Below are 16,180 nucleotides of genomic sequence, written 5' to 3' on the forward strand. Positions count from 1 at the left end.
GGGAACCCGCATGACCGCAAACCCACGCCACAACATTCGCGAGATCCGCGCACCGCGCGGCAACGAGCTCAATGCCAAGAGCTGGATGACCGAAGCGCCGTTGCGTATGCTGATGAACAACCTCGACCCGGACGTCGCCGAGAACCCGAACGAGCTCGTGGTCTATGGTGGCATCGGTCGTGCCGCCCGCACCTGGGACGACTTCGACCGCATCGCCGCGACGCTCAAGACGCTGAACGAGGATGAGACGCTGCTCGTGCAGTCCGGCAAGCCGGTCGGCGTGTTCCGCACGCATAAGGATGCGCCGCGCGTCTTGATCGCCAACTCGAACCTCGTGCCGCACTGGGCGACGTGGGATCACTTCAACGAGCTGGATAAGAAGGGCCTTGCCATGTACGGCCAGATGACGGCTGGCTCTTGGATCTATATAGGCACGCAGGGCATCGTCCAGGGCACCTACGAGACCTTCGTTGAGGCCGGACGCCAGCACTACGGCGGCAACCTCAAGGGCAAGTGGGTGCTGACCGGCGGTCTCGGCGGCATGGGCGGCGCCCAGCCGCTGGCCGCCGTCATGGCCGGCGCGTCGTGCCTTGCCGTCGAGTGCAACCCGGACTCGATCGATTTCCGTCTGCGCACCCGCTATGTCGACGAAAAGGCGGAGACGCTGGACGAGGCAATGGAGATGATCGCCCGCTGGACCAAGAACGGCGAGGCGAAGTCGGTCGGCCTGCTCGGTAACACCGCCGAGATCCTACCCGAGATGGTCCGCCGCGGCATCCGCCCCGATATGGTCACCGACCAGACCTCCGCGCACGACCCGGTCAACGGCTACCTGCCGAAGGGTTGGACGATGGGCGAGTGGAAGGACAAGCGCGTTTCCGATCCGAAGGCGGTCGAGAAGGCCGCCCGCGCCTCGATGCGTGAGCATGTCGAGGCCATGATCGCCTTCCAGGACATGGGCATCCCGACCTTCGACTACGGCAACAACATCCGCCAGGTGGCCAAGGATGAAGGCCTCGAAAACGCCTTCGCTTTCCCGGGCTTCGTGCCGGCCTATATTCGTCCGCTCTTCTGCCGCGGCATCGGTCCCTTCCGCTGGGCAGCACTTTCGGGGGATCCGGAGGATATCTACAAGACCGACGCCAAGGTGAAGGAACTGCTGCCCGACAACAAGCACCTGCACAACTGGTTGGACATGGCACGCGAGCGCATCTCCTTCCAGGGCCTGCCGGCGCGCATTTGCTGGGTCGGTCTCGGGGATCGTCATCGCCTCGGGCTTGCCTTCAACGAGATGGTGAAGAACGGCGAGCTGAAGGCCCCGGTCGTCATCGGCCGCGACCACCTCGACTCCGGCTCGGTCGCCTCGCCGAACCGCGAAACCGAAGCGATGAAGGATGGCTCGGATGCCGTCTCCGACTGGCCGCTCCTGAACGCGCTCCTCAACACTGCGTCGGGCGCGACCTGGGTGTCGCTCCATCACGGCGGCGGCGTCGGCATGGGCTTCTCCCAGCACTCCGGCATGGTGGTTTGCGCTGATGGCACGGACGACGCAGCAAGGAGGCTGGAGCGCGTTCTCTGGAACGACCCGGCGACCGGCGTCATGCGGCATGCCGATGCCGGCTACGAGATCGCCATCGACTGCGCCAAGGAACAGGGCCTGCGCCTTCCGGCGATCCTCGGGAATTGATCCCTTGGACCGGGCCTCAAAATCCCATGAGGCCCGGATACTGCAGCGCAGCCTTATCGACCGTAACCAGAGGAATGCATTCGATCTTTGACTGGGCAATCAGAATCCGGTCGAAGGGATCTTTGTGAACGGGCGGGAGTGCTGCGATAGCAAGTGCGTGCTTTCGTTGACGGGCATCTCGATATAGCCGTTTTGAAGGAGACGTTCTCTCAATATCGAGGGATCGGCGCGAAAATCTGGGCGTGCCTGCGCATGCTTGATGGCGGTTGCCCAGATGCTGGCGGGACTGAGAAAGGCATCGGTGTCGTCGAGGGGAACGACTTTCACCAGGAGCTTTCCAGCCTTGGCTGTGATGAAAGCCTCGCCTTTCGCAGCCTTTTCGATGAGCCGCGACGGATGCGTCTTGCTTCGTGAATGTTTACGGTCTGCATGGCTGCCTCGATGGACTTAATCCACTAACGTAGATGGAACCAAAATGACCCTTGCCACCGTCCTTAGAGCCAGCACCTATCGCCGTATGCCATGGAAGAACGGTGGCGGTGAGACCGTCGAAATTGCGGTCTCGCCCAAGGGCGCGGTACTGTCGGATTTCGACTGGCGCGTCAGCATGGCAACGGTGGCGACGGATGGGCCGTTCTCCGTCTTTCCCGGTATCGACCGCACGCTTTCGATCCTGGAAGGCAACGGTATGTCGCTTTCAATCGACGGCGGCGCGCCGGTGCTGCTGACGCAGGATAGCGATCCCCTCGCCTTCCCCGCGGATGTCTCGGTTTCGGCAACGCTTGCCGATGGAACCATTACGGACCTGAATGTCATGAGCCGTCGCGCCAGCCTGCGCCATAGGGTCGAGCGGATCGATGTCGATGCTACGTCAACGCTAAAAGTGCATGCAACGACGTGGGTTGGGTTGTGCCATCGCGGCGACGTCATCCTCGAATGCGGTGGCAATCGCACCGATCTTGGGCCGGGCGATGCATTTTTGCTGGAGGGTGGCGAAGGTGCAGATGTTGTCCTGAGCGGCCGGGCGCTCTGCTATCTCATTACCATCGAAAGCACCTGAACCTCGCGGTCGGCGATCTGGCGCCAGAGCGTGCGTTCTGGAAATCAGGTCCAAAACAATATTATCACTGTAGTCTATAAAATAGATGGTTTTACCTATCTGAGAACGATTGTCCGCCCTAGTGTTTTCCTGTCGAAACACATTCAAGCGCTGCAGCTGAAGCTCAGTCGCAAGGGGGCAAAACATGAATATCAGAACACTATTGGCGGCGATTACGCTCAGTTCCGCCAGCCTGCTGGCACCTTTTGTTGCCCAGGCAGCCGACAAGAAGGTGGTTGTTGCCTATCAAACCGATGCACTGCCGTCGTCGGTCGCGATCGCTAATGGCGAATTTGCCAAGGCAACCGGCTATGACATTGATTTCCGCAAGTTCAACTCCGGGGCCGAGATCTTCGCGGCCATCGCGTCGGGCGATGTGCAGGTCGGCTATGTCGGTTCGAGTCCCTTTGCAGCAGCGACTTCGCGCGGATTGGAGGTCAAGGCCTTCTACCTCTCTTCGATCTCCGGCATCGACGAGGCGCTCGTCGTTCGCAACGGCTCCGGCATTGCGGCTCTCTCTGACCTCAAGGGCAAGAAGCTTGCTGCGGCACCCGTTTCCACCGACCACTACCAGCTTCTGGCGCTGATAAAGTCGCTGGGGCTGACGGAAAAGGAGGTTCAGGTCTTTGCAATTCCGCAGCCAGAGATCGTTGCCAGCTACAATCGCGGTGACATCGATGGCGGCTTTGTCTGGGATCCGGCGCTGACCGAGCTCAAGAAGAACGGCAAGGTGCTCGTCACCTCCAAGGATGTGGCGGACAAAGGCGCTCCGACCTTCTCCGCCTGGGTCGCCGCATCGAAGTTTGCCGACGAAAACCCGGCGTTCCTGAAGAGCTTTGCCGGCGTCATCAGCAAGTACTACGCCTCCTTCGCAGCAGATAAGAAGGCTTGGGCCGCCGACAGCGACAATGCCAAGCTCCTTGCCAAGGCACTTGGCGGAACGTCTGAGCAGCAGGCTGGCGCGCTCAAGAACCTCACCCTGCTGACGCCCGAGGTCCAGGCGTCCGAAGCCTGGCTCGGCGGTGGCGAAAAGTCCGGCGCGGCTAAGATTCTCAAGGATACTGCCGCCTTCCTGAAGGACCAGGGCAAGGTGAGCGAAGTGCTGCCGAGCTACGCGGCTTTTGTGACACCGGATGCGCTCGTCAACGCAAGCAACTGAAATACCACGACAATCCTCCCATCCCGGCACGCTGGCGCGATATCGCGCCAGCGTCACAATACGAAGAGACGACACATGCTCAAAGTCGATCACGCAAGCGTCTATTTCAGGACGCGCGACGGCCAAACGGTCCAGGCCCTCGATCGCGTTTCCCTCGATATTCCCGACAGCGGCTTCGTCGTCGCACTCGGTGCCTCGGGTTGTGGCAAGTCGACGTTGCTCAACGCGATTGCGGGTTTCCTGCCGCTGTCGGCAGGCACGATCACGCTGGACGGCCGAGCGGTTAGCGGTCCCGGCGCCGATCGCGGTGTCGTATTTCAGAAGGACACGCTGCTGCCGTGGAAGACGGTTGTCGACAATGTCGCGCTTGGATTGCAGTTTGCCGGAACTCCAAAAGTGGTGCGGCGCGCCCGCGCCGAGGAGCTTCTCTGCCTCGTCGGTCTCAAAGACTTTGCGCGGGCCTTTCCCTACGAATTGTCGGGCGGCATGCGCCAGCGGGTAGGCATTGCCCGGGCACTCGCAGCCGAGCCCGACGTGCTTTTGATGGACGAGCCGTTCGGGGCCCTGGACAGCTTGACGCGCGAGCAGATGCAGGAATTGCTCGTATCGATCTGGAAGGAGACAGGCAAACGCATCTTCTTCATTACCCACTCGATAGAGGAGGCTCTCTTCCTCGGCACGCAGGTCGTGGTGATGTCGCCGCGTCCCGGCCGCATCGTTGCGCGCTTCGATCTCGATTTCGTCCGTGAGTTCGCCCGGACCAGTAATGCGCGATCGATCAAGACGGCGCCGGAGTTCGGCAGTTTACGTGAGGAAATCCGGACCATTCTGCATGGTTCCGACGGGTTCAGGGATGCGGCGGAATGAGTGACGTCATCGAAACGAGGGACATTGTCGTCAAGACCGAAGCCGACCAGCCGAAGACCGTTTCCCTGCAGGGTTATGGCGCCGGGCAAAGCAATACGCTTGTCATCAGTCTCGCGACAGCCGTCGTGTTGATTGCCACCTGGTGGCTGGTTGCCAAGCTGGGAGTGGTGCCGCGCCTCTTCCTGCCGACACCCCAGGAGGTTGTCACACAGATCGTCGCCGTCTATCGCGATGGCTATGCCGGGGCCTCGCTTGGCGAACACGTCTCGGCAAGTCTGTTCAGGATCGCGACGGCCGCAGCGATCGCTATCGCGGTTGGTATCCCGCTCGGCTTGCTCATGGGGCTCAACCGCTGGGCAAAGGGGATACTCGATACACCGATCGAATTCTACTGGCCGCTGCCACCGCTCGCCTATCTGCCGTTGATGATCATCTGGCTCGGTATCGGCGAAACCTCGAAGGTGACGCTTCTCGTCCTCGCCATGTTCGCGCCGATCTGCCTTTCGGCCCAGGCTGGCGTGCGCTCACTGCCGATCGAGCGTGTCAATGCGGCGCGATCGCTTGGTGGAAGACCCTGGCAACTTCTTCTCAGTATCGTTTTGCCATCGGCCTTGCCGGAAATTCTGACGGGTATCCGCATCGCGCTCGGTATCGGTTGGGGCACGCTCGTCGCTGCCGAGCTGATCGCTTCCAATCGCGGCATCGGTTACATGATCATGTCCGCCTCCCAGTTTCTGGCAACGGACGTGGTCTTCGTCGGCATCGGCATTATCGCCGCCTGTGCATTTGCCTTTAGCGCTGCCGTTCGGCTCTTGGAAGCTACCCTCGTTCCGTGGAAAGGTAAGAGCTAACGCACAAGTGCCTTCACGGGGTCCACGACGCTTCAGCCCGCCGGCATAGGGAACGATGGCATGAAGCAGATGCAGATCTACGCATTCGACATGAACAGCGTCGGCCATATCAACCACGGAATGTGGACGCATCCGCGCGATACGTCCCTTCATTACACGGACCTCGACTACTGGGTTGACCTTGCCCGTACCGCCGAGCGCGGCAAGCTAGACGGGATATTCCTCGCCGATATCGTTGGTGTCTATGATGTCTACAAGGGCAGCCCCGCGCCAGTCATCGAGGCAGGCGCGCAGATTCCGGTCAACGATCCGTTGATGCCGATCTCGGCAATGGCCTATGTCACCAAGCATCTCGGCTTCGGGGTCACAGTTAACACGACTTACGAGCCGCCCTTTCTGTTGGCGCGACGGATGTCGACGCTCGATCACCTGACCAAGGGCCGGATCGGCTGGAACATCGTTACCGGCTATCTTGACAGTGCCGCGCGTGCGATGGGCTTTGAAGCGTTGCCCGAGCATGACGCGCGTTACGATGCGGCCGATGAATACCTCGAAATCCTCTACAAGCTTTGGGAGGGAAGCTGGGACGACGAGGCTGTGCTTCGCGACAAGTCTCGGGCCGTCTTCGCCGACGCGTCGAAAGTGCGCGCCGTCAGGCATGAGGGTCCATACTACAAGATGGAGGCAATCCACCTTGCACAGCCCTCGCCGCAGCGCACGCCGCTGCTCTTCCAGGCAGGGGCCTCTGCGCGTGGACAGGATTTTGCGGCCCGCCACGCCGAATGCGTCTTCATCGCAGCGCCGACCCCACAGGCGGCACGACCGACTGTGGAGGCACTGCGACGCAAAGCCTTGTTGGTTGGGCGCGGTGCCGATGCCTTGCGCGTTCTCGGTCTCGTCACGGTGGTCGTTGGGCGCACGCAGAAGGAGGCGAAAGACAAGCTCGAGGATTATCGCAGGCATGCGAGCGTCGAGGCCTGCTTGGCGCACTATTCCGCCTCAACGGGCATCGACCTCTCCAGATATGGCCTCGATGATCCGATCGAGCAGAAATCCACCAATGCCAATCAGTCTGCGCTCGCCGCAATCACAAGGGAGGCTCGCGAGGTGGTCACACTCCGCCAGATCATCGACCAGATGGTGCTTGGCAGTCGCATGAAGCCGATTGTCGGCTCGGCCGAGCAGGTGGCGGATCGTCTGGGGGCATGGGTCTTGGATGCTGGTGTGGACGGCTTCAATCTGGCGCGCACGGTGGCACCCGAAAGCCTGCGCGACTTTGTCGACCTCGTCGTGCCGGTGCTGCAGGAGCGCGGCCTGTTTAAGGCGGACTACGCCGAGGGACCGCTCAGGCAAAAGCTGTTCGGCGGCAGCGGCAGGCTGCCATCCTCGCACCCTGCCGCCGCGTTTCGTTATTGACTACTTGTGGTCAAGCCTGGCGACCAGCCGGTCGCCGAGCCACTGGATGCCACAAACCAGCACGATCAGCACGGCAACGACCGCCACCATGACGGTCGTCTCGAAGCGCTGGTAGCCATAGCGGATGGCAAGGTCGCCCAGACCGCCTGCGCCGATCGCGCCGGCCATCGCAGATGCGCCGATCAGCGTCACCAGCGTCACCGTGAATCCGGCGACGATGCCGGGCAATGCTTCGGGAACGAGCACTTCGCGAATGATTGTCCAGCGGTCGCCACCCATGGCGCGCACGGCATCGATCAAGCCGCGGTCTACTTCGCGCAGCGACACTTCGGCGATGCGCGCATAGTAGGGCGTTGCGGCAATGGCGAGCGGCACGATGGCCGCCCACGTGCCAAGCGCGGTCCCGACGATGAGGCGCGTCAGCGGGATCAGAGCGACCAGCAAGATGATGAAGGGGACTGAGCGGAAGCCGTTGATGATGGCACCGAGGATGCCATTCACCCAGGCATTCTCGGCGATACCGCCCTTGTTGGTAAGCACCAGTGCGAGACCGAGCGGCAGGCCGAAGACGAGCGAGAGCAGGCCTGAGGCGCCGGTCATCAGGATCGTCTCCCACAAGGAGCGAAGCAAGAGATTAAACATGATCGGTGTCATAGCCAAGAACCTCCACCCGCGCCGAGCGAGCCTTCAGAAACTGCAGAACCTTGTCCTTCAGGGCGGGATCGCGCATCGGGACGGCAATGAAGAACCGCGCCACCGGCTGGTTCTGGATATGGTCGATACCACCGTGTACAAGCCGGAAGGATTGCGGCAGCGCCGTGGATAGGTCGGCAAAAACCGCCCCCTGTGCGGCCGGTCCCGCCATGTCGATGCTCAGGATCGCCTCCTGGCCGGAGGTGGGAGACAGCCGGGCGGCGATGTGCTCAGGCAATTGCGGGCGGCTTCCGGAAAGCAGGCTCTGGGTGATCTGCGCCTGCGGATCGGCAAACACCGACCAGACCTGTCCTTCCTCGACAATACGACCGGCATCGATGACGGCAACGCGATCGGCAATGTTGCGCACGACTTCCATCTCATGCGTGATGAGCAGGATCGTCAGGCCAAGCTTGCGGTTGATGTCCTTCAGAAGGGTCAGGATCGAACGGGTCGTTTCGGGATCGAGCGCCGATGTCGCTTCATCCGAGAGCAGCAATGCCGGGCGCGCCGCGAGCGCTCTAGCAATGCCAACCCGTTGCTTCTGGCCACCGGACAGAGACGATGGATAGGCTTTTGCCTTGCCAGCGAGGCCGACAAGCTCCAGCAATTCATGCGCGCGCTTCAGGCGTTCCGCCTTTGCGACGCCGGCGATCTTCAGCGGCAGTGCGACATTTTCTTCGACCGTCTTCGACGCCAGTAGGTTGAAGTGCTGAAAGATCATGCCGACGCGGCGGCGAAGCGGCTGCAGCTCCTGTTCGTCGAGACCGACAATGCTGCGGCCCTCGATTTCGATCTGGCCGCGATCGGGGCGCTCCAAGCCGTTCAGACAGCGGATCAGCGTGGATTTGCCGGCGCCGCTGCGCCCGATAATGCCGAGGATCTCGCCTTTGTGGACGGTGAGCGATGTGCCGTCGAGAGCGGCAGTGGCACCGAAATGCCGATGCACGTCGACGAGGCGCACCACCTCTTGTGCCGTGGCCTGCGGCGGAGCCTCGATGGCCGAGGCCGATATGATTGAATTCATGTTCTTTCCCTTCGGAAACGTCCAAGGCGGCCCGGGCAAGGAACGCCCGGACCGCCTTGTTCAACCGCGCCCAATGCGTGGCGCGAATGTCGATCAGTAAGCGCTGACGCCGGTTCCCTTATACACCTTGTCGAACTCGGCCTTAACCGCATCGTTCTGGTAGGAGGAGACGAGGGTCTTGACCCAGGCCTCATTCTCGCTGCCCTGCTTGACGGCGATGAAGTTGCGATAGGGATTGTCGGCGATCGGCTCCTGCGCAATGCGGTCGGCGGCCGACAGTCCGCTTTTCAAGGCCCAGTCGGTGTTGACGACGGCCGCGTCCAGATCCTCGATAGCGCGTCCGACGACGCCAGCGTCCAGTTCCTTGATCTCGACATTCTTCGGATTGTCCGAGATGTCGGTCACGGTGGCGAGAATGCCCGTGCCGTCCTTGAGCTTGATGATGCCCTCGTTCTGCAAAACGCGTAGTGCGCGGCCCTCGTTCGAGGGGTCATTGGGAACCCCGATGGTGGCCCCTTCGGCGATTTCCGAGACTGCCTTGTGCTTCTTGGAATAAAGGCCGATCGGCCAGACGGCGGTATATCCGACCGGCACGATATGATAGCCGTGCTGCTCGACCTGATTGTCGAGATAGGGCTTGTGCTGGAAGGCGTTGGCGTCGATTTCGCCGCGTTCAAGCGCCTCGTTCGGCTGTGTGTAATCGTTGAAGACGACCGTCTCGATCGTCAGGCCCTTCTTGGCGGCTTCCGCGGTCACGACGCGCCACACGTCTTCATCCTCGCCGCTCATGATGCCGACCTTGATCGACTTGTCGTCCGCGAAGGAGGCAACAGGCGCTGTGAATGCAACCAGGGCAATTGCCGAGGCGACGATAGCGGCAAGGCTTGCACGACGCGTCAGGCTTGATGTGGCGGACGTCTTCTTGTTCATTGTGGTGTTTCCCGTCTTGAATTGATGAGGCTTGCCTCGAACGGTCAGATAATTTCAAAACTGCCGATGGTAAACCAAGCAAGCCGATCTCTATTGCGCTGCAGCACGGAAAAACTGTTCGGCGCCTGAACACAATAGCGGGATAAAAATTCTACTGATTTTGTAGAATATTGGCGTTGCCGGCATGCTTGCCTGACCCTAAACTAAACCATCCGAGCGCGAAGACCAAACCTGCGCTCGCAAGCAAGGTGATCTGGACCGCGGGCATTGAAGCAGGACAGCGCGAAATCACGACATGACACCGATCGCCGGACGCGGCGACCCCTGGTGGCGATTATCGGTGGGGGCGTTTCCGGAGCGGGCGTCGCGTACCACCTGGCGCGTTCCATCACGGACCGACCGCCAGCAATCGTCGTTTTTGAGCCACGGCGCGAGCTCGGCAGAGGGCTTGCCTATGATACCACTGATCCGGCGCATCGCATCAATGTTCCCGCCGCCCGCATGAGCCTACTTCCGGATCAGCCTGAGGATTTTCTGGAATGGATTGGGCGCAATGATGCCGTTGCGGACGATCCGGAAGCACATCGGCTTGATGGCAGCCTCTTTCCCCGACGCCATGTCTTCGGCTCTTACATCGCCTCGGCGCTCACGCCTCTCGTGCAAAGCGGCACCGTGCGCCATCGTCGCGCGGTCGTTACGGCTGTGTGCCGGGACGGCGCGCTCTGGGAGATCTTCGACAGCCAGGGCGGACAGATATTTGCCGATTTCCTGGTGATCGCCACCAGTCATCCCGCGCCCTCGGCGCCCGGGGCTCTGCGAGCTCTTGAAGGACATCCCCGGTTTGTGGCCGATTCCACCGTTGCCGGTGCGCTCGACGTCGTGCGTCCCGACGACCGGCTGCTGATTGTCGGCAATGGTCTGACCGCAGCCGACATCGTCGCCTCGCTGGCGCGCACTGGCCATCGCGGGCCGATCACGTCGATTTCGCGCCGCGGGCTGAGGTCGACGGGACATGCGCCTTTCCCGCAGGACCCGTTCGGCGAGTTTGACACGGCCCCGGCTCATAGTGCGACGGCACTGCTGCAGAGCGTTCGGCACGCCATTGCGCAAGCCAAGACGGCGGGGTTGACGTGGCACGCGGTGATTGACCAGGTGCGCGGCCACGGCCATGCGATCTGGCAGAACCTGCCGATTGCCGAACGTTGCCGGATCGTGCGCCACATCAGGCCCTACTGGGACGTTCATCGGTTCCGCATCGCGCCGCAGGTAGAAGACGTGTTGGAGCGGGCGATCGCGCAGGGCAGGATGGAAGTGCTGGCGGCCTCCGTCGGTCGGGTGCAGCGCGAGGGTGAGGCCATCCACGTGGAGCTGCAACGCCGACATGCCTTGCCGCTTAAGAAGAGCTATGATGCAGTCGTCGTCACAACGGGTCCCGCGCATGGTGGCATTCTCGAAAGCCAGGCATGGCTAGCCGCTCTGCGCGATCAGTCACATTTGCAACTTGACCCGACCGGTCTCGGCATCGCTTGTTCGGAGCGCGCAGAGGCGATCGCGACCGATGGCCGGCCCGACCCGTCGTTGCTGATTTCTGGCCCGCTGGCGCGCGGAACCTTTGGAGAGCTCATGGGGCTGCCACAGATCACCGAACATGCAGTCTTCGTGGCAGGCGAGCTAGCTGCGCAGGTAGCGACCCTGAGCCGCTGCGCTTAGTCATATCACTTCTTTCGCCGCAGGGGCGAAGGCCCGCTGGCGCTGGCGCCATGATTGACCTCACGCATCTGACAGGCCGGCATTTTCGGCGAAGGCTTCGAGCTCGGGATCAAAGTCGACCTCGACGACATTGTTGAAGACGGCTGTCGCGAGCATGATGCCTGCAAAGGCGACGAGATCGACGAGCGTCTTGCCATCGTAGCGTTCCTTCAGCTTCTTCCAGATCTCGGCGGGAATCGCGTTGGAATCGGCAACGATTGCCTTGCCGAAGGCATCGAGCAGCGCCTCTTCTTCGGAGTACAGCATCGCGTCCGGGTTGAACCCGGCATTGATCAGCGCCCGGCGAAAGAAGGTGATGGCGATCTTCGATTTTGCCGCTTTCGAAATGGCATGCGAGAAGATCCAGATCGGCCGATCCGCGATTGCCGAGAGTTCGGCGCGCAGCGTGAACCATTCGGCGTAGATGCGATGGGCTGCGGGTGAATGCAATAACGTCCGCTTCATGTTCGTCATGCGCCCGCGTACCCTCACCTCCTCGTCATGTGCGGCACGGATCTCTTCTGAAGCAGTGGCGTAGTCGATCTGCGGGATATGGCTCATGGCATGCTCGTTCGATGTGGCTAGGGCTAACGGGCGTCTGCGAGATACGGAGGCTTGGCCGACTCCAGCTCGAAGCCGTCTTCAAGAATTCTTGCACAAGCTTGCTAACCCATCGGCTCGATGCGGACCAGATATATCAGGAGATCCCAGCTGCGTTCTTGACAATAAGGCGTCACGAGGAGATGATGAAACCGGTTTCACTCTCATTTATGGCGAGATCGTGCGGCTCGACCTGTCGATTCTCTTGCCCCATCTCGGCTTTCTCGCGCAGGGCGCCCTTTTGACGGCAGAGACATGTGCCCTTGCGCTCGCCGGCGGCGGCATCATGGGCGCTTTCGTGGCGATCGCGCGAACATCCTCGTCTGCACTCCTGTGGCGGATTGCGTTCCTCTACGTGGCCGTCGGTCTGCTCTATTACGCCGCCGCCAAGCTGGTCGCCTCGCTGGGGTCGCGCTTAGAAAATCGCCTTCGCGCCCACAGCGCCTGGAGGGGGCTCTGACATGATCAAAGTTGAAAATGTAAAAAAGGCCTTCGGCCATACCACTGTGCTTGACGGCGTCGATCTGACGATCGCGCCCGGTGAGGTCGTCTCGATCCTCGGCTCCTCGGGCTCCGGCAAATCGACGCTGATCCGGTGCATCAACGGCCTGGAGAAGCTGAAAAGTGGCCTGATCATGGTCGACGAGTTCGATGTCGGCAAGCCTCGCGAGATCGCGGAGGCTCGCAAGCGCTCCGGCACGGTCTTCCAGCTCTTCAACCTCTATCCACACATGACGGTGCTCGGCAACATCACGCTCGCACCGATCGAGGTGTTGAAGAAACCACGCGCCGAGGCGGAAGCGACGGCGCGTGCCCTGCTAAAGTCCGTTGGTCTCGGTTCCAGGGCCGACGCCTATCCGGCGCAGCTCTCGGGTGGTCAGCGCCAGCGCGTCGGCATCTGCCGGGCGCTTGCCATGCAGCCGCGCTATCTGCTGCTGGACGAAGTGACCAGCGCGCTTGACCCGGAGATGACGGCGGAGGTGCTGGCGATCCTTGCCAAGCTCGCGCAGGACGGCACGACGATGTTGTTCGTCACGCACGAGGTCGAGTTCGCCAGGCAGAACTCCGATCGCATTGTCTTTCTCGACAACGGCAGGTTGCTGGTCGATCTGCCAACCAAAGAATTCTTCGCCGCCGAAGGCGGCATGGCGCGCCCGCGCGTTGCCCAGTTCCTTTCCAAGATGCGCAAAGAATAGAGGTCTAGATGCTGCTATTGGCCAATAAAGAAGCCTGGCCGGGCTTTCCGACATGCGTGGAGATGCTGCGCGACGGTGCAATCAGCCTTGACGCGATGGTCGCCGGGATCAGCAAGGTGGAGAGGGAAGTCAAGGTGCGCAGCGTCGGTTATGGCGGCTGGCCGAACATGCTTGGCAATATGGAGCTTGATGCCGCCGTCATGGACGGCAACACGCGTGAGGTCGGTACCGTTGGTGCCGTTCCGAATACACTGTCGGTCGCACGCCTTGCCCACGAAGTCATGAAACGCCTTCCACACGTCATGCTGACTGGTGACGGCGCTCGCCGTTTTGCCACTGAAATCGGTTTCGCTGAGGATGACGTGCTGTTCGAAGACAGCAGGCGGGTCTGGTGGAAACGGCTGGAAGAGGAGCTGTCGCCGGAGGACCTCGCGAAATTCCCTGACATTGCGCTTGCACCGCTCAGCCGCGCCATCACCGATCCGGAGCGCGTACGCGATACCACCGTCTTCCTGTCATCCGATCCGAGACGCGGCACCCATGCGGCGACATCCACGTCAGGCTGGGCGTGGAAATATCCGGGTCGCCTTGGCGACAGCCCGATCCCGGGCGCCGGCTTCTATGCCGACAGCCGCTATGGCGCAGCCGCCTGCACGCATACCGGCGAGATGACGATGCGCTGCTCGACAGCGCGTACCGTCGTACTGGCGATGAAGCTCGGCTATTCGCTCTGCGATGCGGTGAAACTCGCCGTTGATGAGCTTAATGAACTCTCCGCTGGGTTCCTGGCCGGCGTCGTCATCCATGCGGTCGACGCCAAGGGAAACCATGAGGTCGTGAATTTCAGATGCGAGGGCGAGATTCGCTACTGGCTCTGGGAGGACTCGATGCCCGAACCGGAATTGCGGACAGCGAAGCTGGCATAATCAAAAGAGGGAATGAACCACGAAGCGCATTCTAGTGACCCTTGGCCATTACGGCTGGCTCAGCACTTCCGTCCTTCGCCGGGATGATCGACGATATCCGCTTGCGGGGCACCGTTCGCATCGGCGTGTCGCTCGGTGGCGAGCCGATTGGCTTCCGTGACGCGCAGAACAATCCAGTCGGTTACGACGTCGATGTCGCGACGATGCTTGCCCAGAAGCTCGGTGTGCCGGTCGAATTCGTCGACGTGTCGGGTGACGCCCGGATCTCGATGCTGGTTTCGGGCCAGATCGACGTCGCCGTCGCCAACACTTCGGCAACGCCCGAGCGTGCCAAGACGGTGAACTTCACCATTCCCTACAATCGCGCCGGCCTGCACGTCATCGTTCAAAAGAATGCAGGCATCAAGGACCTGAAGGAACTCGCCGGCAAGAAGGTCGTCGTCGGTCGCGGCACGACGGGTGAGAGCTTCCTGAAGATCGCAGTTCCCGATGCGCAACTCGTCTACGTCGATCAGTTTGCGCCCGATGGCGTGCTGCAGTTGCAGCAGAAGCGCGTCGACGCGGCAATCGAAGATTCGTCACTGCTCGACTATCTCGCAACCAAGAACCCGTCACTTGTCACCCTGCCGGGCCTCTATTCCAACGATCCGATCGGCATTGCCGTTGCCAAGGGCGACCCGGAATTCGTGCGCTGGCTCGATATGTTCGTTTCCGACTACATCCAGTCTGGGGCCTATGCCGCAAATTACACGAAGTGGTGGGGTGCCGGCTCCAATCCCCCTGCCCTGAACCCTCAGTGGTAACATAATTGCGGGCTGCCTTCGGGCGGCCCGTTTTCATTAGGCCGTCAGGCGTGGAACGAAACGTGTCGGCACGGTGACAGGCGGCTGACCCGGCCTGAAATTGCCGGGACTGGCAACGGATTCGACGATATATCGGACATAGAGCGATTTATCGTAGCCGATCGACGATATCGGATAGGCGTCGAAATCGGTCAGCGACAGATTGTCAAAGCCATAGAGCCGGAACCGCGACGGCCGGCCGCCGGGAAAATCGGTCCGGCATACGTCAAGAATGCCCATCGCCATCGCATCGGATGTGCAGAAGACGGCGTCGGGACAACCGGCATCGGCAACCGCCTTGGCTGCGGCATGTCCGCTTTCATAGGAATAATCACCCTGGACCGTTTTAAGCAGATTGATCCCGTAACGCGAAAAGGCTTCGTGAAACGAGCGGATGCGTGCCTGCTCGACCGGAGACGACGCGCGCCCTGTGACGAGCCCGGCGGTCCGCACGGTCTTCGACGCGGCATCGGCGACGGCTTCGGCGATGCCGGCATGCTCGTCCGGGATGATCGCTGGCGAGAACTCGTCGTGAAGGCCGTTCAGCATGATTACATGATCCGAGCGGAACATGCGACGGACGGTCGGTGCGTCGGCAAAATCGGAAAACACCAGCGCGGCATCCACATGGTAGGCGACACCATTGCGCAGGAACTCCTCCACGCGTGCGACCGAGCCAATGCGGATCAGGATGACCTGCTTGCCGATCATCTGGACTTGATCAATGAGCCGGTCAAAAAGATCGAGGTCTGAGAGATCGTGAATGTGGTTGACCACGACGGCGACGAGATTGACCGTCTTGGTGGTCAGGCTCTGCGCCAAGAGGTTCGGCTTGTAGCCGAGGCTTGTCGCGGCGGCGATCACGCGCTCCCGCTTCTCGGACGACACCGGGCGCGGTTCGTTGGAAAGCGCCCGGCTTGCGACGGCGCGCGAGACACCGGCCAAGCGCGCCACGTCGGCAATCGTGGGAGGACCACCGCTGCTTTGGTCGTGATTCATGATCGTGAGCTTTCCACCTTCGAAGGTGTGATACCGCAGTGTCGTGTCTTTCGGCTATGCTAATCTTTCGCTTCCTGGCCGCTGGCCCACTACCACACACGGTTTTTGTGCTTTTCATCTTTGTTTGACATTCGTTTCG

At 61.3% G+C, this 16,180-nt stretch carries 17 protein-coding genes and 1 pseudogene; 11 read left to right on the plus strand and 7 right to left on the minus strand.

Translation table 11 applies throughout. From position 1 onward, the window contains the following. Positions 1 to 10: 10 nt before the first annotated feature. A complete protein-coding gene (gene hutU / locus WGT02_RS29170; protein ID WP_024314586.1) occupies positions 11 to 1,687 on the plus strand; it encodes a urocanate hydratase in 1,677 nt (558 codons plus the stop codon). A gap of 99 nt (positions 1,688 to 1,786) precedes the next feature. Here hutU and WGT02_RS29175 read toward each other — a convergent pair whose 3' ends face one another. Further along, a complete protein-coding gene (locus WGT02_RS29175) occupies positions 1,787 to 2,014 on the minus strand; it encodes a hypothetical protein (RefSeq protein ID WP_225040219.1) in 228 nt (75 codons plus the stop codon). Continuing rightward, positions 1,988 to 2,118, minus strand: a pseudogene (locus WGT02_RS29180) (type II toxin-antitoxin system Phd/YefM family antitoxin); the annotation flags it as partial. The pseudogene WGT02_RS29180 and the gene WGT02_RS29175, both read right to left, overlap by 27 nt. Positions 2,119 to 2,162: 44 nt before the next feature. Between WGT02_RS29180 and WGT02_RS29185 the strand changes: the two are divergent. The 5 genes from WGT02_RS29185 to WGT02_RS29205 all read left to right on the plus strand — a co-directional run bounded on the left by WGT02_RS29185 (position 2,163) and on the right by WGT02_RS29205 (position 7,079). Then, positions 2,163 to 2,747, plus strand: coding sequence for a HutD family protein (locus WGT02_RS29185; protein ID WP_024314585.1), 585 nt, complete (start codon positions 2,163 to 2,165; stop codon positions 2,745 to 2,747). Positions 2,748 to 2,931: 184 nt separating this feature from the next. Beyond that, positions 2,932 to 3,945: a taurine ABC transporter substrate-binding protein gene (gene tauA, locus WGT02_RS29190; RefSeq protein ID WP_024314584.1), complete on the plus strand. Its 1,014-nt coding sequence runs from the start codon at positions 2,932 to 2,934 to the stop codon at positions 3,943 to 3,945. Positions 3,946 to 4,020: 75 nt separating this feature from the next. Then, positions 4,021 to 4,812, plus strand: a complete 792-nt coding sequence (locus WGT02_RS29195; protein ID WP_208246600.1) for a taurine ABC transporter ATP-binding protein — start codon at positions 4,021 to 4,023, stop codon at positions 4,810 to 4,812. Then, positions 4,809 to 5,663 carry an ABC transporter permease subunit gene (locus tag WGT02_RS29200; RefSeq protein WP_024314582.1) on the plus strand — a complete coding sequence of 285 codons (855 nt, stop codon included), beginning with the start codon at positions 4,809 to 4,811 and terminating at the stop codon, positions 5,661 to 5,663. Before WGT02_RS29195 ends, WGT02_RS29200 begins: the two co-directional genes overlap by 4 nt. A gap of 60 nt (positions 5,664 to 5,723) precedes the next feature. Next, a complete protein-coding gene (locus tag WGT02_RS29205) occupies positions 5,724 to 7,079 on the plus strand; it encodes an LLM class flavin-dependent oxidoreductase (RefSeq protein ID WP_208246602.1) in 1,356 nt (451 codons plus the stop codon). Here WGT02_RS29205 and WGT02_RS29210 read toward each other — a convergent pair whose 3' ends face one another. The 3 genes from WGT02_RS29210 to WGT02_RS29220 all read right to left on the minus strand — a co-directional run bounded on the left by WGT02_RS29210 (position 7,080) and on the right by WGT02_RS29220 (position 9,729). After that, positions 7,080 to 7,733 carry a methionine ABC transporter permease gene (locus WGT02_RS29210; protein WP_208246604.1) on the minus strand — a complete coding sequence of 218 codons (654 nt, stop codon included), beginning with the start codon at positions 7,731 to 7,733 and terminating at the stop codon, positions 7,080 to 7,082. It lies immediately after the preceding gene. Further along, the gene (locus WGT02_RS29215) at positions 7,714 to 8,799 is read right to left on the minus strand and encodes a methionine ABC transporter ATP-binding protein (RefSeq protein ID WP_208246606.1); all 1,086 of its coding nucleotides are present in this window, start codon (positions 8,797 to 8,799) and stop codon (positions 7,714 to 7,716) included. The genes WGT02_RS29210 and WGT02_RS29215 overlap by 20 nt, the downstream gene beginning before the upstream one ends. 93 nt (positions 8,800 to 8,892) lie before the next feature. Next, complete coding sequence (locus WGT02_RS29220) at positions 8,893 to 9,729, minus strand: MetQ/NlpA family ABC transporter substrate-binding protein (protein ID WP_208246608.1); 837 nt, start codon at positions 9,727 to 9,729, stop codon at positions 8,893 to 8,895. Between the two features lie 267 nt (positions 9,730 to 9,996). Here WGT02_RS29220 and WGT02_RS29225 point away from each other — a divergent pair, with 267 nt between their 5' ends. Beyond that, positions 9,997 to 11,439 carry an FAD/NAD(P)-binding protein gene (locus tag WGT02_RS29225; protein ID WP_225040053.1) on the plus strand — a complete coding sequence of 481 codons (1,443 nt, stop codon included), beginning with the start codon at positions 9,997 to 9,999 and terminating at the stop codon, positions 11,437 to 11,439. Positions 11,440 to 11,499: 60 nt separating this feature from the next. Here the strand turns inward: WGT02_RS29225 and WGT02_RS29230 are convergent, their stop codons facing one another. Continuing rightward, positions 11,500 to 12,039 carry a hypothetical protein gene (locus WGT02_RS29230; protein WP_024314576.1) on the minus strand — a complete coding sequence of 180 codons (540 nt, stop codon included), beginning with the start codon at positions 12,037 to 12,039 and terminating at the stop codon, positions 11,500 to 11,502. 220 nt (positions 12,040 to 12,259) lie between these two features. Between WGT02_RS29230 and WGT02_RS29235 the strand changes: the two genes are divergently transcribed. The 4 genes from WGT02_RS29235 to WGT02_RS29250 are packed head-to-tail and all read left to right on the plus strand — an operon-like array spanning position 12,260 to position 15,003. Then, a complete protein-coding gene (locus tag WGT02_RS29235) occupies positions 12,260 to 12,538 on the plus strand; it encodes a hypothetical protein (protein ID WP_225040051.1) in 279 nt (92 codons plus the stop codon). Position 12,539: 1 nt separating this feature from the next. Then, entirely contained in the window at positions 12,540 to 13,274 is a 735-nt protein-coding gene (locus WGT02_RS29240) for an amino acid ABC transporter ATP-binding protein (RefSeq protein WP_208246610.1), read from the plus strand. A gap of 8 nt (positions 13,275 to 13,282) precedes the next feature. After that, positions 13,283 to 14,200, plus strand: coding sequence for an isoaspartyl peptidase/L-asparaginase (locus WGT02_RS29245; RefSeq protein WP_208246612.1), 918 nt, complete (start codon positions 13,283 to 13,285; stop codon positions 14,198 to 14,200). Between the two features lie 41 nt (positions 14,201 to 14,241). Next, positions 14,242 to 15,003, plus strand: coding sequence for a transporter substrate-binding domain-containing protein (locus WGT02_RS29250; RefSeq protein ID WP_208246614.1), 762 nt, complete (start codon positions 14,242 to 14,244; stop codon positions 15,001 to 15,003). Between the two features lie 36 nt (positions 15,004 to 15,039). Here WGT02_RS29250 and WGT02_RS29255 read toward each other — a convergent pair whose 3' ends face one another. Continuing rightward, positions 15,040 to 16,041 (minus strand): LacI family DNA-binding transcriptional regulator, encoded by a 1,002-nt coding sequence (locus WGT02_RS29255; protein ID WP_208246616.1) that lies wholly within the window; start codon positions 16,039 to 16,041, stop codon positions 15,040 to 15,042. Positions 16,042 to 16,180: the final 139 nt, after the last annotated feature.

The sequence above is a fragment of the Rhizobium sp. T1470 genome (genome assembly GCF_042140505.1).
Lineage (GTDB): Bacteria > Pseudomonadota > Alphaproteobacteria > Rhizobiales > Rhizobiaceae > Rhizobium > Rhizobium favelukesii.